The sequence below is a fragment of the uncultured Phascolarctobacterium sp. genome, assembly GCF_937920985.1.
Lineage (GTDB): Bacteria > Bacillota > Negativicutes > Acidaminococcales > Acidaminococcaceae > Phascolarctobacterium_A.
Genome location: NZ_CALDXR010000035.1, coordinates 1 through 22,552, shown reverse-complemented (window position 1 = coordinate 22,552; position 22,552 = coordinate 1). Strand labels below are relative to the sequence as shown.

Annotated in this window: 23 protein-coding genes and 1 pseudogene; 19 read left to right on the top strand and 5 right to left on the bottom strand. The window is 42.7% G+C overall.

The features are described 5' to 3' along the window. Positions 1-1,061: 1,061 nt before the first annotated feature. On the top strand, positions 1,062-1,838 hold the full coding sequence (locus Q0612_RS06525; RefSeq protein ID WP_367181699.1) for a ZIP family metal transporter: 777 nt from the start codon (positions 1,062-1,064) through the stop codon (positions 1,836-1,838). Between the two features lie 491 nt (positions 1,839-2,329). Next, positions 2,330-2,860: a TIGR00730 family Rossman fold protein gene (locus Q0612_RS06520; RefSeq protein WP_298882333.1), complete on the top strand. Its 531-nt coding sequence runs from the start codon at positions 2,330-2,332 to the stop codon at positions 2,858-2,860. Between the two features lie 97 nt (positions 2,861-2,957). Here the strand turns inward: Q0612_RS06520 and Q0612_RS06515 are convergent, their stop codons facing one another. Both Q0612_RS06515 and Q0612_RS06510 read right to left on the bottom strand, forming a co-directional pair. Beyond that, the gene (locus tag Q0612_RS06515) at positions 2,958-3,605 is read right to left on the bottom strand and encodes a TrkA family potassium uptake protein (RefSeq protein ID WP_298882331.1); all 648 of its coding nucleotides are present in this window, start codon (positions 3,603-3,605) and stop codon (positions 2,958-2,960) included. A 20-nt stretch (positions 3,606-3,625) separates the two neighbouring features. Further along, positions 3,626-4,966, bottom strand: a complete 1,341-nt coding sequence (locus Q0612_RS06510; RefSeq protein WP_298882329.1) for a TrkH family potassium uptake protein — start codon at positions 4,964-4,966, stop codon at positions 3,626-3,628. A gap of 224 nt (positions 4,967-5,190) precedes the next feature. Here Q0612_RS06510 and Q0612_RS06505 point away from each other — a divergent pair, with 224 nt between their 5' ends. Together Q0612_RS06505 and Q0612_RS06500 are read left to right on the top strand one after the other, a co-directional pair. Beyond that, positions 5,191-6,249 (top strand): DUF4118 domain-containing protein, encoded by a 1,059-nt coding sequence (locus Q0612_RS06505; protein ID WP_298882327.1) that lies wholly within the window; start codon positions 5,191-5,193, stop codon positions 6,247-6,249. Continuing rightward, positions 6,239-6,952, top strand: a complete 714-nt coding sequence (locus Q0612_RS06500; RefSeq protein WP_367181700.1) for a response regulator transcription factor — start codon at positions 6,239-6,241, stop codon at positions 6,950-6,952. Before Q0612_RS06505 ends, Q0612_RS06500 begins: the two co-directional genes overlap by 11 nt. Positions 6,953-6,986: 34 nt before the next feature. Here the strand turns inward: Q0612_RS06500 and Q0612_RS11930 are convergent. Next, positions 6,987-7,181: pseudogene (locus tag Q0612_RS11930) on the bottom strand (Trk family potassium uptake protein); the annotation flags it as partial. A 322-nt stretch (positions 7,182-7,503) separates the two neighbouring features. Here Q0612_RS11930 and Q0612_RS06495 point away from each other — a divergent pair. The 3 genes from Q0612_RS06495 (at position 7,504) to Q0612_RS06485 (ending at position 10,628) form a co-directional block, all read left to right on the top strand. Continuing rightward, entirely contained in the window at positions 7,504-8,055 is a 552-nt protein-coding gene (locus Q0612_RS06495) for a GNAT family N-acetyltransferase (protein ID WP_298882324.1), read from the top strand. Between the two features lie 239 nt (positions 8,056-8,294). Continuing rightward, the gene (locus tag Q0612_RS06490) at positions 8,295-8,966 is read left to right on the top strand and encodes a DUF1638 domain-containing protein (RefSeq protein WP_298882323.1); all 672 of its coding nucleotides are present in this window, start codon (positions 8,295-8,297) and stop codon (positions 8,964-8,966) included. Between the two features lie 105 nt (positions 8,967-9,071). Then, positions 9,072-10,628, top strand: coding sequence for an ATP-binding protein (locus Q0612_RS06485; RefSeq protein ID WP_298882322.1), 1,557 nt, complete (start codon positions 9,072-9,074; stop codon positions 10,626-10,628). 156 nt (positions 10,629-10,784) lie between these two features. Here the strand turns inward: Q0612_RS06485 and Q0612_RS06480 are convergent, their stop codons facing one another. After that, a complete protein-coding gene (locus tag Q0612_RS06480) occupies positions 10,785-10,961 on the bottom strand; it encodes a hypothetical protein (RefSeq protein WP_293724293.1) in 177 nt (58 codons plus the stop codon). 338 nt (positions 10,962-11,299) lie between these two features. Then, entirely contained in the window at positions 11,300-11,968 is a 669-nt protein-coding gene (locus Q0612_RS06475) for a DUF6198 family protein (RefSeq protein WP_298882316.1), read from the bottom strand. A gap of 769 nt (positions 11,969-12,737) precedes the next feature. On the opposite strand from Q0612_RS06475, the gene Q0612_RS06470 reads away from it, so the two are divergent. The 12 genes from Q0612_RS06470 to Q0612_RS06415 all read left to right on the top strand — a co-directional run bounded on the left by Q0612_RS06470 (position 12,738) and on the right by Q0612_RS06415 (position 22,412). Further along, positions 12,738-12,950 (top strand): hypothetical protein, encoded by a 213-nt coding sequence (locus Q0612_RS06470; protein ID WP_298882313.1) that lies wholly within the window; start codon positions 12,738-12,740, stop codon positions 12,948-12,950. 93 nt (positions 12,951-13,043) lie between these two features. After that, positions 13,044-13,499 carry a hypothetical protein gene (locus tag Q0612_RS06465; protein ID WP_298882310.1) on the top strand — a complete coding sequence of 152 codons (456 nt, stop codon included), beginning with the start codon at positions 13,044-13,046 and terminating at the stop codon, positions 13,497-13,499. 5 nt (positions 13,500-13,504) lie between these two features. Then, the gene (locus tag Q0612_RS06460) at positions 13,505-13,912 is read left to right on the top strand and encodes a hypothetical protein (protein ID WP_298882308.1); all 408 of its coding nucleotides are present in this window, start codon (positions 13,505-13,507) and stop codon (positions 13,910-13,912) included. 227 nt (positions 13,913-14,139) lie between these two features. Continuing rightward, on the top strand, positions 14,140-14,382 hold the full coding sequence (locus Q0612_RS06455) for a hypothetical protein (RefSeq protein ID WP_298882306.1): 243 nt from the start codon (positions 14,140-14,142) through the stop codon (positions 14,380-14,382). 67 nt (positions 14,383-14,449) lie between these two features. Next, on the top strand, positions 14,450-15,253 hold the full coding sequence (locus tag Q0612_RS06450) for an MBL fold metallo-hydrolase (RefSeq protein WP_298882304.1): 804 nt from the start codon (positions 14,450-14,452) through the stop codon (positions 15,251-15,253). A gap of 103 nt (positions 15,254-15,356) precedes the next feature. Next, on the top strand, positions 15,357-16,109 hold the full coding sequence (locus Q0612_RS06445) for a nucleotidyltransferase domain-containing protein (protein ID WP_298882301.1): 753 nt from the start codon (positions 15,357-15,359) through the stop codon (positions 16,107-16,109). 248 nt (positions 16,110-16,357) lie between these two features. Beyond that, on the top strand, positions 16,358-17,611 hold the full coding sequence (locus Q0612_RS06440; RefSeq protein WP_298882298.1) for a WYL domain-containing protein: 1,254 nt from the start codon (positions 16,358-16,360) through the stop codon (positions 17,609-17,611). Further along, positions 17,612-18,556 carry a WYL domain-containing protein gene (locus Q0612_RS06435; RefSeq protein ID WP_298882295.1) on the top strand — a complete coding sequence of 315 codons (945 nt, stop codon included), beginning with the start codon at positions 17,612-17,614 and terminating at the stop codon, positions 18,554-18,556. Positions 18,557-18,659: 103 nt separating this feature from the next. Next, the gene (locus Q0612_RS06430; RefSeq protein WP_298882291.1) at positions 18,660-18,851 is read left to right on the top strand and encodes a hypothetical protein; all 192 of its coding nucleotides are present in this window, start codon (positions 18,660-18,662) and stop codon (positions 18,849-18,851) included. A 14-nt stretch (positions 18,852-18,865) separates the two neighbouring features. Continuing rightward, a complete protein-coding gene (locus tag Q0612_RS06425) occupies positions 18,866-19,429 on the top strand; it encodes an RNA 2'-phosphotransferase (RefSeq protein WP_298882289.1) in 564 nt (187 codons plus the stop codon). Next, on the top strand, positions 19,419-20,183 hold the full coding sequence (locus Q0612_RS06420; protein ID WP_298882287.1) for a tRNA(His) guanylyltransferase Thg1 family protein: 765 nt from the start codon (positions 19,419-19,421) through the stop codon (positions 20,181-20,183). The genes Q0612_RS06425 and Q0612_RS06420 overlap by 11 nt, the downstream gene beginning before the upstream one ends. Before the next feature lie 18 nt (positions 20,184-20,201). Beyond that, entirely contained in the window at positions 20,202-22,412 is a 2,211-nt protein-coding gene (locus Q0612_RS06415) for an RNA ligase (protein WP_298882284.1), read from the top strand. The last annotated feature ends 140 nt before the right edge of the window (positions 22,413-22,552 follow it).

The window sequence follows — 22,552 nt, the reverse complement described above, 5'->3', positions numbered from 1 at the left end:
GTGGTGTGAGAGGTCGACTGCTCAAATAATGAGCAGTCTCCTACTCGATTTTAAATTTAAATGCTCATTGTATAATGATATTCAATTTAAAATTTTTAGTGCCAACAAAAAAGGCAGCTATTACACAAGCATGAAGCTTGCTGATAGCTGCCTTTTGTTATGCCCACTTGACAAACCGCTTTGACAAATATATCATATAGACCTTCGCCTTACGTAATCTACGGTTTCCGATTTCTTCAGCCACGCAGAAGACAGGTCTGAGCCTTCGGGAGCGACCCTGAGCTTCCTGCCCCTTTTGCCTGCCGCGGGAATGGCTACCCACAAATTTCACCCATCTTTCAGAAAAATGTTTTCTATCTCTGGTTTTCAAGACCAGAATAACTTTTGGTATTGAGCTACTTTTACATCAGAATTCTGTTATACACGGATTTCTCCGCTTCACTACCAACAGCTTACTTCGGAGTTTCCGCTAAGTTCGCTGCAGCATCCCTGCTGCAGGTTTCACGGATTTTTCTAGCCTTTCGAGCTAGCGTCTATTGTCGCTGCCAGAATCCTTTGTGCTTTAATCGGCACCAAGATCCGCACATACCGTTCTGTGTTGCCTTTTGGGCTTCTCTGTCAGTCCTCACGGAGCAACAGAAACCTCACTGCCGCAGTATCCCGCAGGCAGCCTGGTCACAGCTTCCGGTATTCTCGGAGAGGTTGACAACCCTTTAGTGCACCGAGTTATACGATATATTTGTCAAAACAGTTTTCAAGGAGCGTGTCGGTGTTCTACCGATGAACAAAGTATAATATATTATAATGAAGTAATCGTGGAAAAAAAGGTGCGCATTGATTTCTTGCTGCTTGGTATGAGGGGGATTGATTAAGTCCTTTAGTTCGAATATGCTTCCTGCAGTTTGTTGCTGTTGCTGATTTCACATGCAGTATTAACTCCGCCGCATAAAAGCAGGTGATATAACCACAAAGAAATCTTCGTTTTAGGTATCATAATTCCTACCGTTGTAGTATAATTAAGTTGACAAGAAACAAATTTTTTATACAAGGATGGTGAAGTAATGGAGACTTTCATGGGAATTCTTATTCCATTTATCGGAACAACACTCGGTTCGGCGTGTGTGTTCTTTATGAAAAAATCGCTTAGCAATATGGTGCAGCGCTCGCTTGCGGGCTTTGCTGCGGGTGTTATGGTTGCAGCGTCTATCTGGAGCCTGCTGATTCCTGCTATCGAGCAATCCGAAAGTATGGGAAGGCTGTCCTTTCTCCCTGCGTTTATCGGCTTTTGGATTGGTATATTATTTTTACTCATGCTTGACCACTTGATTCCCCATCTGCATGTGGGAAGTGAGCAGACTGAGGGCCCCAAGAGCAATTTGAGCCGTACTGCGATGATGGTTTTGGCTGTAACGCTGCACAACATACCTGAGGGAATGGCAGTCGGTGTAATATATGCCGGCTTTCTGGCGGGGAATACGCCAATTACGGCAGCAGGGGCGCTTGCCTTGTCCATCGGTATTGCTATTCAAAACTTTCCGGAGGGTGCGATTATTTCTATGCCGCTTCGCGCAGAGGGAGAAAGTAAGAACAGAGCATTTTGGGGCGGTGTGCTTTCTGGTGTGGTGGAACCAATCGGAGCTGTGCTGACGATACTTGCTGCTCAGCTTGTAATACCGGTCCTGCCGTATCTTTTGAGCTTTGCTGCCGGTGCGATGCTTTATGTTGTTGTAGAGGAGCTGATTCCTCAAATGTCGCAGGGAGAGCATTCCAATATCGGCACGATTTTCTTTGCCGTGGGATTTAGTGTTATGATGGTGCTGGATGTTGCGTTAGGGTAGAGAACGATTTCGGTATATCAGAATGGTGCCGCTGGCAAACAGTATAGCGGAGAGCCTGAAAGAGCCAAAGGATATTATGAAATGAGAGATTGCTGTGAAGAACAAAAACAGCATTAAGAAATTTGATGGCAAAACCTAGCTTCTTAATGCTGCATTTCACAGTAATCTCTCTTTAATTAAACAGTTTATCTGGCATGCCTAACATCTTCTTTTGCAGATAGACAGATTCTGACGTACTCATGGCTTGTAATATACTTGTACATGAGGAAAAATCCTGCTGATAACCATAGAAAATTGAATTTACGGATACATAGGAAAAAGCTGATACTACGGCAGGTCGCAAGACTTGCCGGGTATCAACTTTTTAATGTGAAGGGTATGAACAAGCATCCTTATCCTGCATCAAGTTATATAGAAAAAATATTCCATATCGCTTGCAAGGGTATTTTTATGGTGGTAGACTAGATTAAACAATACTCGGAGGTCTTAACATGAATATAACAGTATATCTTGCCTCGTCGACAGGCAATGATCCTAAATTTGAGGCTGCGGTTAAAGAGCTTGGCACCTGGATTGGTACGAGTGGTAATACATTGGTTTACGGCGGTTCAAAGACAGGCTTGATGGGAGAGCTGGCGCAAAGCGTTTTGCAGGCAGGAGGTAAGGTTATCGGCGTGGAGCCGCAGTTTTTTGTAGATGAGGAATATCAATATGATGGACTGACGCAGCTGATAGTTACCAAAGATATGGCAGAGCGCAAGACGAAGATGATTGAGCTTGGCGATGCCTTTATTGCCTTTCCCGGAGGCGTGGGAACGCTGGAGGAGGTCAGCGAGATTATGTCTAAGATTTCACTGGGACAGCTGCAGGCGCCGTGCATTTATTATAATCTTGATGGTTACTATGATAATATCAAGCACTTTCTGCAGGAGATGATTCTTAAAGGCTTCTCTTCAGCAGAAAAGCAGCAGGGAGTATATTTTGCGGAAAGCTTGGAAAAAATTAAGGTATTATTGAAATAAAAGAGTTGATGAGAATATAAAAAGGCTGACGCTGCGTATTTACGCAAGGCGTCAGCTTTTTTGCTGCCTTAAATATTCTGTGCTTAAGCAATATTATTCATATCCGGAAACACTTTTGCAGTGCATTATACTCGCCTAATGCCAGCATTGTTATATCGTCGGATAATATGGTATCGGGCGTAATTGAGACGTCAGTTTTTCCCAAACGTTTTATACCAAGAATATTGATGCCAAACTTTTTGCGGACATCCAACATACCGATGCTTTTACCAACCCATGCTTTGGGCACCTCTACTTCAAAAATAGCGTGCTGCTTGTCAATCTCTATATAATCGAAAATATGGTCTGCGGTGTAGCGTTTGGCTGCCCATATAGCCATCTGCTTTTCAGGATAGACTACATTGTCTGCACCGTTACGAAGCAGAAACTTTGCCTGGACATCGCGTTCAGCACGAGATACTACACATTTTGCTCCCAGTTCTTTTAAAAGAGAAGTAGTTTCCAGCGAGTTTTGAAAATTACCGCTGATAGTTACGAAGCAAACGTCAAAATTTCCGATGCCGAGAGCACGTAAAAACTCTGCATTGGTGCTGTCACCGATTTGTGCTTTGGTGACAAACGGCAGTACATCGTTAATTCTTTCCTCATCAGTATCAACTGCCATGACCTGATGCCCTAATTGTGAAAGCTGCATAGCGATATGACGCCCGAAATGACCTGCTCCGATCAGTAAAATATTTTTCATAGGATATCCACTCCTTTTGTTTAGCCAATAGTGATTTTTTCCAGCGGCAGTTTTGAGTTAACTGCTTTTTTGCCGGATAATGCTGCGTACATGAGCGTAAGGCTGCCTACTCTGCCAAGATACATAAGTAAAATTAGTATCAGTTGTGAGGGTACATGCAGCTGCGGTGTAATTCCAAGCGTCAGTCCGACTGTTCCCAATGCTGATGCTGTTTCGTATAAGCAGGATGACAGTGGCAGGTTCTCATAGGCGCTGATAAAAATTCCTCCGCTGAAAAACAGCGTAATATACACGGTGAGGATAGTAGAGGCAGTTTTGATAGCGTTGCAATCGACTCTGCGATCAAAAAAATGGGCACTGTCCTGTTGGCGATAGGTCGCAACAATGTTGGCAAGCAGGACGGCAAAGGTTGTTGTTTTCATACCGCCGGCCGTTGAGCCCGGTGAACCGCCAATCAGCATCAGGAGAATCATGATGCCTTGCGACGAGCCGGACATAACAGATAAATTTGCTGTGTTGAAGCCCGCTGTTCTTGTTGTAACCGACTGGAACAGGGACGCTTGAAGCCGCGCTTCTATGGGGAGAGAAGCAAAATCAGCAAAGAAGAAAAAAATTGCCGGGAAGATAATCAGAATCAACGTAAAAATGAGGATTACTTTACTTTGCATTCTGTAGCGTCGGAACTGCAGCTTGTTTTCACAAATGTCCTCCCACGTCAAAAAGCCGATACCGCCAATTATGATAAGCAGCATAATAGTTATATTCATTATTGGATTTTGCTCATAACCGGTAAGAGATGGATACAGATTGTTTGCGGTTCCCAAAATATCAAAGCCTGCATTGCAGAAGGCCGAAATAGAGTGAAAGGTTGCCAGCCAAATACCGTGCCAGCCATAGTCGTGGCAGAACACCGGCAGCATGGCAAGTGCACCAATCAGTTCAATCAAAAATGTTCCCCACAGGATAAACTTCGTAAGCCGGACGATACCGCCTACATTTGGCGCTGATATTGCGTCCTGAAGGGTGGTGCGCTGCATCAAAGATATTCTTTGCCTGGACAGAAGTGCAAATGATGCCGCTACTGTTACAACACCAAGACCGCCAATCTGTATCAGCGTCAGAATGATTGTCTGCCCAAAGGCCGACCAGTAGCTGCCGGTATCATGTATCACAAGACCGGTTACACAAACTGCGGAGGTTGAGGTAAAAAGCGCTTCGTTAAACGGCGTTATGCAGCCTTCTATAGTAGAAATTGGCAGCATCAGCAGTAATGCACCCAGCAGGATCACTCCCGCAAAACCTAATATGATAATTTGAAAAGATGAAAGCTGAAATCTTCTGCTAATCATTTCTTCTGACATACCTACACCTTCTTGTTAATCTGTTTATACATTCATTGTGCTTGTTGCGGACACAATGTAAAAGCCGTATATTGAACACTGCTTTGCTTGTTCCTATCATAGCATTTTTTCGGTGTAGATTTGGTAAAGAAACGAGCGTAGAGCATCAGTATCTTGTGATAAATCTTGAAGCGCTTTTGCTCGTGAAGTATAATGAAGTTGTAAAAATAATTAGGAGAAGCATTATGAAGCATCAACAACGAAAAGAAGATATTTTGTTTTCGGTTTGCGTTTTTTTCGGCGCTTTTGCCATTAATCTTTTGATTCGTAAGCTCTTTACAACGCAAACGCTGGTTCCTATGATTTTTGTATTCGGCGTTTTTCTGATATCGCTGAAAACGCACGGGTATTGCTATGGTATTGTTTCGGCTGTCTTAAGTGTATTTGCAGTGAATTTTGCCTTTACTTATCCTTATTATACTTTGGATTTTTTCGTAGAAGAAAGCATCTTGTCCGCCATAATTATGCTGGTTGTTGCCGTTTCCACCAGTACGTTGAACAGTAGGATACGCGATCAGGAGAATTTGCGGGCAGAAAGCGAAAAGGAGAGGATGAGGGGCAATCTGCTGCGGGCAATCTCTCATGATTTGCGTACGCCTCTTACATCAATATACGGCTCAGCTTCTACGCTGATTTCCAAGAAAAAAGCACTTTCTGAAGGACAGCAGCTAAAGCTGTTGGGAGAAATTCAAGAGGATAGCGAATGGCTTATCCGTATGGTCGAAAACCTGTTGGCTGTTACAAGAATCGACGGTGCAAAGGTCAAGATTGTGAAAACGCCAATCGTTTTGGATGAGCTGATTGACTCAGTTCTTATGAAATTCGCCAAAAAACACCCGAATCAGAAGGTGATTACGCAGATACCGGCCGACTTTGTGGATATTCCTATGGATTCAATCCTTATCGAGCAGGTGTTGCTGAATTTTTTGGAAAATGCCGTTTTTCATGCGAAAGGAATGACAGAGCTGAAGCTGTCGGTTTCCCTTGCAGGAGATAAGGCCGTATTTGAAGTTGCCGACAACGGATGCGGTATTCCGGAGGAGATTTTGGATAAAATTTTTACCGGATGCTATAAAAAGTCTGCAGCACCGATAGACGGAACGCGCAGTAATATGGGCATCGGTATTTCGGTTTGTGCTGCTATTATTAAGGCGCATGGCAGCGAGATTTTTGTGGAAAATAGGAAGGGCGGCGGTGCTGTATTCCGCTTTTCTTTGGCAAGAGGGTGCGATGATGAGCAATAATAAATTCAAAATTTTAATTGTAGAGGATGAAGCAAACATCCTTAGCTTCATCAAAGCTAACTTGGAAATAAGTGATTATCAGGTAATCTGTGCAGAAACATGTGCGCTCGGCATGATGATGTACGCTTCTTATCATCCGGATCTCATTGTTCTGGATCTCGGGTTGCCGGACCGTGATGGCTTGAGCTTGATTCAGGATGTTAGAGAAGCTGATACTGTTCCCATCATTGTCCTTTCTGCCCGTTCCGGCGAAATGGATAAGGTGGAAGCCTTAGACCTTGGCGCGAATGATTATATTACCAAGCCGTTTGGAACTGAAGAACTGATGGCTCGTATCCGTGCAGTGCTTCGCAGTCATCGTTACAGTGAGAAAAACGAGGGTAATCACATCGGTAAATTTCAATTTCAAGATTTGATGATTGATTACGATAAAAGGCAGGTTTTGGTCGATGGAAAGGAAATCGAACTGACACAGACGGAATACAACATTTTGATTTTTCTCTCCATACATGCGGGAAAGGTGCTGACTTATGCTGCCATAATCCAAGCAGTATGGGGTTATTCTGATTATGGGAGCGTCAAAAAGCTACAGGTAAATATGAAAAACATCAGGAAGAAAATGGGTGTGACACCGGGAGAAAAGCGCTATATCGTCAATGAGCTTGGTGTAGGCTATCGTATGCTGGCAGAAGATGAAGAATAAAATCTGTTGGAAAGTGTACAGGAGGCTAATACAATCCAAAGGACGACCAGTAGCTGCCGGTATCATGTAGCACAATACCTGTTACACATACTGCGGAGGTTGCGGTAAATAACGCATCATGAAACGGCGTTACACAGCGTTCTGCTACGGAAATTGGCAGCATCAGGAGCAAGGTACCCAGCAGAATAACTCCTGCAAAACCTAATGTGATAATTTGAAAAGCTGAAATCTTCTACCGATTGCAATTTTACGATTTATTCAGCACCCATAGAATAGAAACACGACAGCAAGGCCAGTAACGATAACGGCAAAATCAATCAGAAGTCATACTGTTTTCGCTGTAATTTAAATATCATGTTGCAATCGAGGATGTTTTTTGCTATCATACATATAAATAAGATATGTCATCGGAGGACAGTACACCGTAGTGTAGGGGATAGTAGGATTGCAGTGCAATCATGCAGGCCGCCTGTCAGATAAGATGTCGAGTGAGCTCGGTTATTACTTTAGGGTAATAGCCGAGCTGTTTTCATTTTTAGGAGGAATTCAGTATGAAAAACACAAAAGTAACCCTTGTGTCGCTGATGGCGGATGATCGGGAACAGTTTATTCTGGACAATCAGTGGGCATTCAAGCACGGAGCCATGATTGAGTTCGGTGAGCGGGATGATCATATTGATGATGATGGAGAAATCATTTCCCGTGATACCATCGAGCGCTGCATTGACGATCCGAAAAACGAAACCTACCGCATTGTTGTGGATGGCAAAAATGTTGGTGGTGTAATCCTGAAGATCAACAAGGAGACGCATCACAACGAACTGGAAATTCTTTTTACCCTGCCAAATGAGCATAGCAAAGGCATCGGCTATGGCGCATGGCAGGCAGTAGAAGCACTACACCCAGAAACAGTTGTCTGGGAGACCTGTACACCGTATTTTGAGAAGCGCAATATCCATTTCTATGTCAACAAGTGCGGTTTTCAGATTGATCAGTTTTGGTGCGAGTATTTTCAGTCGGAGCATGGTGTGCCTGCTGGTGAGGAGCATGATCCCGATGAAGGACCGGATGAAATGTTTAGATTTGTAAAAGTGATGAAATAATCACCAAATTAGAAAACGCCGCAAGTTCCCTTTTGAAAAATTAGAACTTGCAGCGTTCTATGGAAACAGCGCCATTTGGAACTGAGGAGCTGCTGGCTCGTATCCGTATAAAGAAATACTTGAAAGCTTATGTGAAGATAATGCGTTAAAGAAACCTTTTTACTTTTACGATTCATATGAGAGTGATATAATTAAAAAAGTGTCAAAAATCAAAAGAGTATAGATGAGGGGTTGCTATCATGGGTAAAAGAGCAATATATTCCTGCATTACACTGCAAAAGGAGCTGGAGAACACAATTAAGAAAATAGGCTTTGACGGCAAGGTAACTTATCTTAATGTTGCGCTGCACAGCGATCCGCAGAAGATGCATGAGACGCTGCAAAGGATTATTGATGAAAATACAGAAGCAGAGGAGATAGTTATCTGCGTTTCCGGCTGCGGCAAGGCTACGTGCGATTTAAAGGCCACTACCTGTCCGATTGCTGTGCCGCGTACTATGGACTGCATTGACGTTCTTTTAACAGGCTCCGGTATCAAGCGTCCCGACGGAGCGATTTTTATAACCAAGAGCTGGATGAACTTTATGAAGAACTCTACGATAGATTATACCAAGCTGGTGCAGGAGCGTGGGCAGGAAGAAGCAGAAGCATTTCTGAAGCAGCTTTATAAGGGCTTTACAGATTTTTACATCATTGATACAGGAACGTATGCTTTGCAAGAGGTTGAAGCTTATATTATGCCTTTGGTAAAGCTTTTGGGAGGAACGCTTACGCGTCTGCCGGGGCCTTACAAGGTGCTGGAGAAGCTTGTGTCCGGCAAATATGATGAAAGCGTTATTGCTATACCTAAGGGAGGAACCTTAAGCATTCATGAGTTTGATGGACTGCGTCCATGCACGATTAAAAAGTAGGGCGGCGGAACGCGGAAGTGGAACAAAGGTATAAAGCATGTGCTTTAGCTTTTAGCTGTTTCATGGTAAAATATGGGTAGATATATGTTACACGGAGGTTAAGCCATGCGTTATCCCATCAGCATTCAAACATTTGCAACAATTAGAAACGGTAATTACGTATATGTAGATAAAACGGATTTAGTATATCGCTTGGCACAGGAGCACGTTTGCTTTTTGTCGCGTCCACGTCGTTTCGGTAAATCTTTGCTTATAAGCACCCTTGATGCTTATTTTTCTGGCCGCAAGGAGCTGTTCCAGGGGCTGCATATGGAAGCCTTAGAGGATAAATGGGATGTTTATCCTGTTTTTAGAATTGATTTTGCTAAGGGACGCTTTGATGTTGAGGGAGAGCTGGAGAAGATTCTGGAGGAATATGTAAGCAGCTGGGAGGCTATATATGGCAAAAGCGATATATATACAACGCTCAGCAGTCGCTTTCAATATGTTTTGGAGCAGGCAGCAGCGCAGACAGGTTATCAAGCGGTTATTTTGATAGATGAATACGACAAGCCGCTTCTGGACGTACTGGATGAAGACCTGGAAGATGAGAATCGCAGTATATTGAAGGATTTTTATGGCACCTTTAAGGCTGCTGATGCCAGCCTGCGCTTTGTGCTTCTGACCGGTGTTACGAAGTTTAGTCAGATTACGGTTTTCTCTGGCTTTAACCAGCCGAATGACATCAGCATGGACAGCAGGTATGATGCTATTTGCGGTATTACGGAAGAGGAGCTATACAGTGTTTTTGGCGAAGCAATAGTTGAAATGGCTAACAAGTTTGACTATACAGTTAACGAGATGAAGAGTTTGCTGAACAAGCAGTATGATGGCTACCATTTTAGCAATGCTCTACTTGATGTTTATAATCCATTCAGTGTTATCAATGCTTTCAATAAGATGGACATTGACAATTATTGGTATAAGTCAGGAACACCGACATATTTAGTGAAGCTTTTAGAGGGGCATCATGTGAATATGCAGAAGCTGACCAGCAGGCCGTATGAGTCGCAGTATTTTGTTGATTATAGGGCGGATGCGGAGAATCCGCTAGCGATGCTTTATCAGAGCGGGTACCTGACAATTAAAGGCTATGATAGGCGTTATAGGGAGTATACTTTGGATTATCCTAATGTTGAGGTAAGAAAAGGTTTTGTCGCCTTGATGGCTAACAGCTATTTAAAGAAGGATGAGAGTGAAGCGGCATATTGGATTGTAAATTTAGACAGAATGTTACGTTGTGGTGAATTAGACGAGGTTAGGGATGCTTTTACAGCTTTTCTTGCGTCGATTCCTTATGAGGCCAATAAGGACGAGCGTGCTAAGGATTTTGAAACTCATTTCCAATATACGTTTTATATTATCTTCCGCTTGTTATCCTGCTATACAACTTTGATTGAAAAGCAGAACAGCAAAGGGCGTGCTGATGTCATTATAGAAAGTGATAAAGATATTTATATTTTTGAGTTCAAGCTTGATGGCAGTGCAGAAGAAGCATTAAAGCAGATTGAGGATAAGCAATATGCTTTACCTTATCTGAATGATAGCAGAACTGTACATAAAATTGGCGTTAATATATCTAGTGAATCAAGAACTGTAGATGGATGGCTAGAAGCTGGGTGAAGGCGTGATATATTAGCTGCAAAATAAAAGGATGAGCTTCAAGCTCATCCAGGCATCATGGAGCTTAAAAAAGCTGATATTCATACAGGTCGCAAGGACTTGCAGGGTATCAGCTTTTTGATATGGAGAAAAGGTAGGATGGATGAGTTTGATATTTTAGTCGCGGTTACGGCTAAAGAAGGCTTTGGCAACCTCGGGGAAGGAAATATAGCTGAGCAGGTCTTCGGTGCTGGCATTTGGATAACCATCCTCGGCCAGACGTGCGCGGAATTTTTCCAGCTGTGGCTCGATTAAATCGGCCGGACGGCAGGTAACCGAGCTCTGCGCGTACACGTGGCATTTCTTCCAACAGCTGCGGATATTTATCAGCTACGCCCATTTCCTTCATCTGGTTGAGCAGATTGGAGAGCATGCCGCCGGGGATTTGGAAGGTGAGAACTTTCGGATCAATTGGAATGTTGGTGTTCAGGTTGAAGTCATCTACGAGATCATTTTTGACACCCTTGAAGTAATCTGCCAAATCATGCAGGAGCGGCAGGCTGATGCCGGTGTCATAAGCGAGTCTGAAAGCTGTCATGGAACGAGAGGCTGCTGTGAAAAATAAAAACAGCATTAAGAAATTCGATATTAAAACCAAGCTTCTTAATGCTGTGCTTCACAGTAATCTCTCTTTAGTTTTTCTGCAAATAGGGCATGAACTGAAAGTTTTTATCTAAATATTGACCGGCATAGGCTACACCCTTACCCATGGTAAAGGCTGCTAAAATAGTGCCGATTCCCAGTCCGTCGATATGTCCCAGCAAGAACAGTGTCAGCAGTGCTGTGATAGCCAGGCAGGTGACGTCAAAGGTAATTTTGATTTTGGCGTACTCGATTTTTATAATGGCGCTCAGCTCACGCGGAAACAGATCCGTAGGGATAATGGGCAGGCCGCAGCGGTTGGATAAAGCAATGCCGATGCAGATTAAAATATAGCTTACAACAAAATACAGCACACGCCAGGAAAAGGCCTGCGGCAGCATGTTGATATACAGCTCAAACAAATCAAGAAATTGGCTGAACACAAAGCCAACAACAAAGCTGAACGTATAGGACGCGATAAATTTTTTGCGCAGGTACATCAGGCTGGCGATGAGCAGTCCCTGGAAAATGTAGGTCCAGGTACCAAGTGTGAGCTTAGGAAAGGCTTCACTGAAGGCAAAGGGAACGCTGCTGATGGCGCTGATGCCGGAACCGGAGTAGAGCATGAGCACGACACTAAAGCTGTTGATGATTACTGCAACTAAAAGTGCTAGCTCACCACACAAGGTCAGACGTGAATTTTTTTCGTTTAAAAGCATTTTTTAACCCCTCTCGAAAACAATAAATATATCAAAAATGCATTTCCTATTATAGTACTAAATTTTGTGTTTGGCAAATCTGGGAAGAAGAAAGTTTCTTATTAATATTATTATAAAATGATAGCGATTTGTTTTGGCAGTTTTGCTTTGTAGTCCCCCTTCCGTTAGCTCACTTCGTTCACTGACATCTTCCCCTATGGGGAAGGCAAGACTGATAGCTAATTTAAGACTTGATTCTATTTTGCCAGCTTTTTTCTTTTATTTCATACAGATGTAGATTGCTAAGTCTTTTTATGTGTTAAGATTTATACAAGCATGATATAATTAAGATAGCAATGAAAAGAAACTGGAGATGGATGATAGATGAGAATAATAAATTCAATTATCGGCATTTTTTTAGGGGCATTTTCGTATTTTATTGTTCAAAACTTATTTATTGCTATAGGAGTCAAGTTACTTGATTTATTTCCTCTATTAGATAATTGTCAAGGTTTGGTTATTGTGTTATTAGTAACTTTTTTAGAGATAACTTTAGCATGCTTAATAATGATGATGATAAAACACAGTGTATTAAATGAAATGAGAAAAGCCTATTCACTAATTATAATGACTGTTCCCTGCCTAGCTATATCGGTTGGATACATATAGTACCATTGTGATAGCTTATGGACTGCTATAGTTTATTCTGAATTTGTAGTAGTTCATGTTTGCATACTAAATTTTAGCTTGAGTTATATAAAAAAGCATAATTTGTGTAGATGGTGAAGAGATGTTGAGTGCTGGATATGGGGAAATGAAAGTATTTATGCGAAATATATTGGTTTTCATGTTTTATGGATGTTTACTCCTTAATATAGTATTTGCTGCTTATGACCGAGTTTATCCAGAGGAAAAAATTGATAAAATCAGGGTATTACAGAGCGTTAGTTTTGATTTAAAGCAACAATATCCTGATTTAGGTAATAATTTCGCACCTAAATAGTTGATGCTGACAGTTTATTAGGAACAAAGAAAAAGCTTTTTTAGGGCAAATTACGTTTTAGAGGTGGAGATTATTATATGAGGTATTGATGAGGTGAAGAGAAATAATATTAATTTAGGGATTATGCTCGGTATTTTCTTAGGTTTATTCATATCAATGTTGTGGGCATATAATCTCATTTGGGGAAAAACTTTTTTTGGTGTAGAGATTTTTTCAAAGTACGCGACAAACCAAAAAATAGCATTATATCAAATATTTCAAGATATTCGCGATCCGGAAAATGCGGAATATAAAGACATAAGCTATTTTTCAAAGGATCTTGACGCGCATTTGTACATTAAACGTAAATTAGTTATTAATGGTATGTTAACAAATGATGTTATGATTCATTATGCTGAAGAAATTTCAAAATATCATGAATTTAAAATTGATTACTCGAATAAAATAATCAGTTTTAGTAAGTTGTTAGAGGATAATCATAAAATCGAAGGGCTTGTTAGAGTCGTGCAAGATGATCCTGTGTTAGTGGAAATAACTATACGAAGGTAAGTGAAATGAAGGCATTAACTCAGCTTAATAAAAAAACAATCTATGCAATGATATTTTCGTTTATATGTGTTGTATTTTTTGCTTTTGCTATAATAAATTCTAGCATAGTAGCTCATTATACGCGAAAAGAAGAAAAAACAGAATTATACACTGAATGGTATAAATTAATGATTAATGAGCCTCATAAGATGATTGATATTAAACAAGAGAGCATTTCAGATTTCTCGATTAAAACTAAGTATCTTTTTTATTCATCTAAAGAGCAAGTAGTAGAAGAGTACATAAAACTTTTGAAAAGGAATAATTGGATAAGAGTAAATGATTCGAATGGTTATCTTTTTAAGAAAAACCAATTCGAGTTTTATATGTCTTTTAACGGCAATATATGCGAAATTCGTATAAGAAAGATATAAAAATAGACTTTATGATTTGCGGTTAATCGGATAGTACTTGTTATGGAAAGAAAAAGGAGATCAAGGTATGTGGCTTAAGGTTGGCACAAGAGGCGCTTATAGGGTTATTTACTTTATAATAGCTTTTTTCGTTTTGTGGATGAGTCTGAATACAATCATTCAAAGAAGGAGATTCCTAAGCAAATGATTGGAAAAACGATATTCAGGATAAGGATTGAGATAAAATAATGAGTGAACAAAACTTAGTTATTGCCGCTGTTGCTGCTATCGTGATAGTCAGTCTTTTTACCAAATTGCGCATTATGCCTAAAAAATATTTTCAAATACTGTTTAATGCTATCTTTTTTGCGTATGTGTACGCTTGCTTTCAATATAACTACATGGGAATAATGAAAGCAGGTGCGGCTTTATATGGAAGTGTGATATTGGTTTGTTGGGGTATTGAAGTGATGAGTAAAAAGGGGAGCTGAAAAAACGCTAATTAAAAATTACTCTTGCTGACTAAAGATGATAGTAATTCAACGAAGGAGAATGCTAATGAAGCTAGTAGTCCTTGCAGATAACAATACATATATTGATCAGTATTATCTTGCCGAGCCCGCTTTAAGTATATACATAGAAAACGGTGAGAAAAAATATCTTTTTGATACAGGCTATAGCGATGTGTATTTGAAAAATGCCGCAAAGCTGGGAATAAACCTTGAGCGTCTTGATGCTGTAATTATTTCGCACGGACATAATGACCATACCGGTGGTCTTGCTTTCTATCCTAAGACGAAGCATAAGCCCTTGTTGATAGCTCATCCGGGAATAATGGAGGCTAAAAAAGCAGATGGCCTGTGCATTTCGCTTCCCGTTTCGGAGGCTTATCTTCAGGAAAGGTTTATTTTTAAGCTGACCAAAGAGCCTCTGTGGCTTGATGAGCAGCTTGTGTTTTTAGGTGAGATTCCCAGAGTGAAGGACTTTGAAAACAAAAAGCCGGTGGGAGAGCATTGCCTGGCTGACGGCTGGCACGATGATTATGTAATGGATGATTCAGCGCTGGTCTACAAGCAGAAGGACGGGATTTACATAATAACCGGCTGCTCGCATGCCGGTATTTGCAATATCGCAGAGTATGCTAAGCAGGTAACGGGTTGCAGCGTGATTAAAAGCATTATCGGCGGCCTGCATCTTTTCAGCGGTAATTCGCAGCAGACATTAGCAACTGCAGAGTATCTGAAGCAAAATATTGATGGTGTAATTTATCCTTGCCATTGTACTAATTTGGCGGCGAAGTTTGCTTTGCATAAGGAGCTGACTGTGAAGGAGGTCGGTGTTGGCCTGACCTTGGAGTGGTAAAGAAATGACAGAAAAAATAAACGCGCAAATTTTTTTCAATGATTTTTTGGAGTCCGTATTGTAAAATACTGTTAAAGATAATTGATGGCGAGGTGTGGTGGCAATGCGGGAAGTAATCATTGAAAAGCTAAAGCAGATAGAACAACAGGAAAATATTACGATTCTTCACGCGGTTGAATCCGGCAGCCGTGCGTGGGGTTTTGAATCACCGGACAGTGATTTTGATGTACGCTTTATTTATGTGCGTCCGCGTGATTATTATTTAAAATTAGAACAGACGAGGGATGTATTGGAATTCCCCATCAACGATTTGCTGGATGTCAACGGCTGGGATTTGCAGAAGGCGTTGAGACTTTTGCATCGCTCCAATCCGTCGGTATTCGAGTGGTTTAAATCACCTATTGTTTATAGGGAAACTGCTTTCAGCCAAGAATTTCTTCCCCTTATGGAAAACTATTTTTCCGCGAAGAGCGGACTTTATCATTACCTGAATATGGCAGAAGGCAACTATCGGGAGTATCTGCGGGGAGAGATGGTGCGAGCTAAAAAGTACTTTTATGTTTTGCGGCCTTTGCTTGCCTGCAGATGGATTTTAAGAACCAATACTCCGCCACCAATGCGTTTTACAGAACTGATGGCCTCCGATTTGCCTGCGTATCTTAATGAATCCGTGCAGGAGCTTTTGCGCATCAAGATGGAGGTGCCGGAGCTGAAGCTGATTCCGAGAGTGGACGAGATAAATAATTTTATTGAAGAAGAATTTCCGCGTCTTAAAGAGAAAATCAGGAGCCTGCCGGAGGAACGCAGGCAGGGGTATGATGAGCTTAATGCGTTGTTTTTGAAGTATCTGCAGTAATCTAAAAGCGTAGCTGTTATACATGCATAAAGTATGCTGATAGCTGCGCTTTTCTTGTTGCTTGTAACGCAGAAAAAACTTATTTACTTTTTTTAGAGTGTATTAGATTCTCTGACATAGACAAAAATTGTCATTGGTGTGTGATATACTAAAGATAAATCAGTGCTTAAGTAAAAAAGTAGCGCTGAGTTATCAGCATATTTTTTAATACTGTTCATCGGATTTGCTGCGGAAGGAGGGTGCTGGCCGTGGCTTTTAATGAGTTAATAAAAAATTTTGATAATATACGGCAGCTGATGCGTGATTTTTATGTCTTTGGCTTTAAGAGCAGAGCTGATTTTGCGGATAAAAGCGCTCGCAGCTATGACAACGAGCGCAGACGCATTGAAAGCTGGCTGGGTGAGTATATGTATTTCCGCCAGAATGCCGGCGGCAAGAACTGCTTTATTTCCGTAGACAGCAGAAAAATCCGGCATAATCCTTTTTATAAAGCATTAAAAGCCAAGAGCTTTACGGCTAATGATATAATGCTGCATTTTTTCCTGCTGGATATTTTGCAGCCTGGTGAAAAATTTACTCTGCGTCAGCTTATGGAAAGGCTGGATGCAGCGTATTTATCTTGTTTTGACGAACCAGTGGCGCTGGATATTTCCACTGTACGCAAGAAATTGGCAGAATATGCAGAGCTTGGTTTAATAGAAAATGAAAAGTGCGGGCGTGAGTTATATTATGAGCGTAGCAGGGATGAGGTCGATTTAGATGCTTGGCACGATGCCGTGAGCTTTTTTGCCGAAACGAATCAGATAGGTGTTGTGGGCAGTTTTATAGAGGATAAGTTTGCTGTGTGCAGCAGCGTATTTTCCTATAAGCATCATTATCTGCTGCATGCCTTAGAGAGTGATGTGCTGCTTGATTTGCTGGCGGCGATAGAGCGCAGGCAGTGCGTGCGTATTGAAAGCTGTTCTTCCAAAGGCAAGAACATTTCTTTCCGCGTGTTGCCGCTGAAGATTTACGTAAGCACGCAAAGCGGCAGGCGTTATGTGATGTGCTGGTTCTTTAAGGCGCATAGGATTATTTTCTGCCGTCTGGATAATCTGGAGCGTGTTCTGGAAGCGAAGACTGTGCGTGATTACGATAAGTTTTGCGCCATGGCTGAGCAGATGGAACAGCATTTGTGGGGCGTATCTATGAACAGAGGGCCTGCCGCTGCTGATGCCTTGGAGCATGTGGAGCTTGTAGTGCGCATCAGCAGTGACGAGCCGTATATTCTGCAATGTCTGAAGCGGGAAAAGCGCTGCGGACGAGTGGAAAAAACAGATGCTGAGCATTATCGTTTTATTGCCGATGTGCATGATGCAGGCGAAATGCTGCCCTGGCTGCGTACCTTTATCGGCCGTATTGAAAGCTTTTACTGCAGCAATAAGGCTGTAGAAGAAAAGTTCTGGCAGGATTTGGCTGAGGTGTACGCTATGTATGGTGTGGAGAAAGCAGGTGAAGCGTAAATGAGCACAGTGTTCAGTGAGGTTTACGGAACATATTATAATGTTGTGGCGAAGGTGCTGACGCAGGCGCTTGAAGGAAAACTGTCTGCAGCAAGCATGCAGCAGCTTGTATGCGAGGGGGCTTATGGCGACAGTGTGCTGCAGCTTTTGCCTGCACTTGCTGACGGTACATGGAAACTGCTGACGCCGGAGCTTGGGACGCCGCTGAAAAATAAGCCGACGATGCCTCTGACTGCTCTGCAGAAAAGATGGCTGAAAACCTTGTTGCTTGATGAAAAAATCAGCTTATTCTTTTCTGATGAGGAGATTACGAGGCAGCAGGCTGCTTTGCAGTCTGTAGAGCCTTTGTACAGGCCTGAGCAGTTTGTCTTTTTCGACCGCTTTGTGGATGGCGATGCTTATACCAATCCCAAATACAGAGCAAACTTCCGGGAAATTCTTCATGCCGTGCGGGAAAAGCGTTATCTGAATGCTTCGTACCGGAGCAATAAGGGGACGATTATCGTCTGGACGGATTTGGTGCCGGTGTCTTTGGAATATTCGGCCAAGGACGATAAGTTCCGCCTGCAAGCGATAGCTGAGCGTAAGCTGGTTACACTGAATTTAGGCAGAATAATTTCCGTAGAAGTGGGCGAGGCGGTAGAGCATGTAAAAAGCTTGAAGCAGGGAGAGCTTGCCAAGCAGACGCTGGTTTTGGAAATTGAGGATGAACGCAGTACGATGGTACGCGCGCTGATGCATTTTTCCGACCTGGCGAAGGAAACGGAAAAGTTGGACGAGTCGCACTACCTGCTGACAGTGCAATATGACAAGAGCGATGAAACCGAAATGCTTTTCCGTGTGCTGAGCTTCGGGCCGACGGTTAAGGTGCGTGAGCCGGAGGACTTTAAGGAGCTTATCAAGAAAAAGCTAAGAGAGCAAATGCAATGCAGCGCAGAATTTTAAGTGCGCAACATTTTTTCCATGATTATAGCCTGCTGCTGTGTTAAGATTAGCATAACAGCAAGCTATTTTTATAAAACAGAACAGATAATGGAGGAATAAGCATATGGAAAAATTTGTAAGCTATGAAAAAATGTCGAAAAAACAGCAAAAGATAGTCAACGCCTCCAAACGAGGCAGCTGGGGAAATGTGAAGCCGATTACTAAGGTCAAGGTTTCAGCAAAAATTTATAATCGTAAGAAGAAGCAGAACTCCGGGGACTATGGCTATAGTTTCGGGAGTTCTGCTTTTTTATAAGGCGGGGAAATGCTATGAGCAAGAGCTTAAACGAATGGGGAAGATTTTTGGCGCTGGTGCTGCGGCATAAACCGCAAGCAGTCGGCATTGAGCTGGATGTGCATGGTTGGGCGCAGGTGGAAGCGCTGCTGGTTGCCTTTAACCGGATAGAAGCATTTAATATGCTTATGCTGGAGCATATTGTTGCTGAAGATGATAAGCAGCGTTTCGCATTCAGCGAGGATAAGAAGAGAATCAGAGCAAATCAAGGGCATTCCGTGAAGGTTGATGTGGAGCTTCGGGAGGTTGTGCCGCCGGAGCTTTTATATCACGGGACTGGCGTTAAATATGTTGCGAGCATCAACAGACAGGGACTTATCGCCAAGCAAAGGCTGTATGTGCATTTATCGGCGAATGTCGAAACAGCGCATAATGTCGGCAAAAGACATGGAGAGCCGTTTATCTACACGGTGTTGGCAGGTGAGATGGCGAGAGCGGGCTACAAGTTTTACCTTTCGGCCAACGGCGTGTGGCTGACGGAAAGCGTGCCCAAGAAGTTTTTACGGGAATTGGAAGGAGCTTTAGATAATGAAATTTGATGATTTTGATAAACGGATGCGAGTGTATGAACAGAGCATTGATCAATATATAGTTCCGGGAATGTATATAGTAGCAAGGCTTGACGGACGCAGTTTTACCAAATTAACGCGTGAAATATGCAAATTTGAGGCACCCTTTGACACGCGTTTTCGTAATTTGATGGTTGATACAACTAAGCATATTATGAATTGCGGTTTTAAGGTTTTGTACGGTTATACGGAAAGTGATGAAATATCCTTGCTGTTCAGTCCCGAAAATAGCGCTTTTGCTAATAAAGTACGCAAAATAAATACTATACTAGCAGGTGAAGCCAGCGGCTATTTTTCCTTGGCGCTTGGTAAGGCAGTCTGCTTTGACTGCAGAGTTGTGCCTTTGCCTAACATTGAACTCGTAAAGGATTATTTTTTGTGGCGGCAGGAGGACGCCAATCGAAATGCGCTGAACTCCTGGTGCTATTGGACGTTGCGTAAGGAGGGACTGTCGAAGAATGAGGCTACGCAGTATTTGCGGGCGAAAAGTGTTGCCTTCAAAAATGAGCTTCTCTTTGCAAGAAATATAAACTACAACGATGTACCGCAATGGCAGAAAAGAGGCGTTGGTGTATACAGCAAGGAGTATATTCGCCAAGGCTACAATCCGATTTTGGGAAAAATAGTATCTGTAAAAAGAAAGAGCTTTGAAGCAGATTATGAATTGCCCATAGCTGAAAAATATTCGGCATTTATAGGCAGTTTTTTAGCTGCAAAGTATTAATTAAGTAAGGTGATTGATATGAGAATTTTATTATTGATGCGTGGTGTGCCGGGCTCCGGCAAGAGCACGTTTATAAAAGAGCAGGGGCTGGAGCCTTATACATTGAGCGCAGATGCGCTGCGTCTGCTATATGCTTCTCCGATGCTGGATAATGCAGGCAGATGGTGCATCAGCCCGCATTTTGATAAGCAGATGTGGCCATTTTTGCTGCAAACGCTGGAGGAGCGCATGAAGCGAGGCTGCTTTACGGTTGTGGATGCCACCAACATCCGCGGCAGAGATATGACTGCGTATAAAAAGCTCGCCAATGAGTATAAATATCGCATTTATGTGGTTGATTTTACTGATATTACCATTGAGGAAGCAAAGAAAAGGAACCTGCAGCGTGAGGAATACAAACAGGTTCCAGAAAATGTTATTGAAAGAATGTATGCTCAGCTGGCGGATAATAAGGTTCCGTCCGGTATTACTGTAATTAAACCGCAAGAACTGGCGCAAATCTGGTATAAGCCACGCGATTTATCTGCCTATAAAAAGGTAATTCATATCGGTGATATTCATGGCTGTTATAAGCCGCTGAAGGAATATCTTGAGGAAATAAATCCGCAGAACTACTATATTTTCCTTGGCGATTACATTGACAGAGGCAGCGAGAATGCCGAGGTTCTGCAATTGCTGTTGCAGCTTGCCGCATTAGATAACGTTACGTTGCTGGAGGGCAACCATGAAGCCAATTTGCGGGATTATGGCTTGGCAGATGGCGTTGCTTCGAAGGAGTTCCGCATGCAGACGGCACCGGAGCTGGCGCAAGCAGGCCTGAGCAGGAAGGCTGTATATAATTTCTACAGGAAATTATCGCAGTGCTTTTACTATACATATCAGGGCAAAAAGGTTTTGGTAAGCCATGGCGGCTTGGCGCGTATGCCGGAGAATTTATCCTTGGTGGCAACAGCGGAGCTTATTTATGGTACCGGCGTGTATGAGGATGCGTTGGATGTTGACATGTCCTTTGCCAAGTACGCTGCTGCGGACGAGTACCAGGTTCATGGGCACCGCAATTATGAGGGTGTGCCTGTGGAGGTCAATGAGCATTGCTTTAATCTGGACGGAGCGGTGGAAATGGGCGGCCAGCTGCGGGCGTTGGAGCTTAGCAAGGATGGCTTTGCCGTAGTTACCATTGGTAATGCTTTGGAGTATCTTGCTAAAAAGAAGGGCGCGAAGGGCAGCAAAGCAAATGCCAATATTGAGAATGTGCAGCAGCTTTTGTCCAACTTTGCCGGTAACCCGCTGATTAAAGAGAAGAGCTTTGGCGAGATTTCTTCCTTCAACTTTACCCGCGACGCCTTTTACAATAAGGCATGGGATGATGTTACCTGTAAGGCAAGAGGCTTGTATATCAACAAGCGGACAGAAAAAATTGTCGCGCGTAGCTATGACAAATTCTTTAATCTTGATGAGCGCCCGGAAACGAAGCTGAACGCATTGCGGCATAATCTGCAGTTTCCGGTGCAGGCCTATGTGAAGGTCAACGGTTTTCTGGGCATTGTGGGTTATGACAGCGCGCAGAAAAAGCTGCTTGTAACCTCTAAGGGCGATATGTACGGTTTATATGCGAAAATTTTTCAAAACACTTTGGCTGCAGAGCTTAAGGAGCGCATGCAGCTTTTGGAGGATTTTGTTAGAACTAATAATTGCTCGGTTATCTTTGAGTGCATTGAGCCGGAGATGGACCCGCATATTATCGAATACAGGAAGCCGCAGGTTGTACTGCTGGAGATTATTGAAAACGAGCTGAACTTTGCGCATCGCCCGTATGTGGAACTGGTGGCTTTGGGCGAGCAGCTGCAGATTGAGGTTAAAGAGCAGGCTTGCACGTTGGCGTCTTGGGATGAGCTGCAGGTTTGGCTAAAGACAATTATGCAGGAGGATTATCTGTATCATGGTCAGCATATTGAAGGCTTTGTTATTGAGGACAGCATGCGTTTTATGACGAAGCTGAAGCTGGCGTACTATTCTAAGTGGAAAAGACTGCGCCGGGTGGCGGAGGCTACGCTGCGTCATGGCGCTGTAAAGGCCAAGTGGCAGCTGAATGATGAGCTTAGCAGGGAATTTTATCAGTGGTTGCAGGAGGAGATTTATCCTCTGCGCAAGGGTGATGGGACGTATGCCTTTGCGACGGATATAATTTCTTTGAGAAAGCTGTTTGAGAAGCGCAAGTCCTGCGTGTAAACAAAAGCATTTAGGCTGTCGTATAAAGAAAAATAAGCAAAGGCATAATAAGCTGTGATAATGCAGCTTGTTATGCCTTTTTGCGGGTGCGCCCAGCATGGGCGATAACTAGGTGGTGAAAGTCCACTACGCGCTCGGTA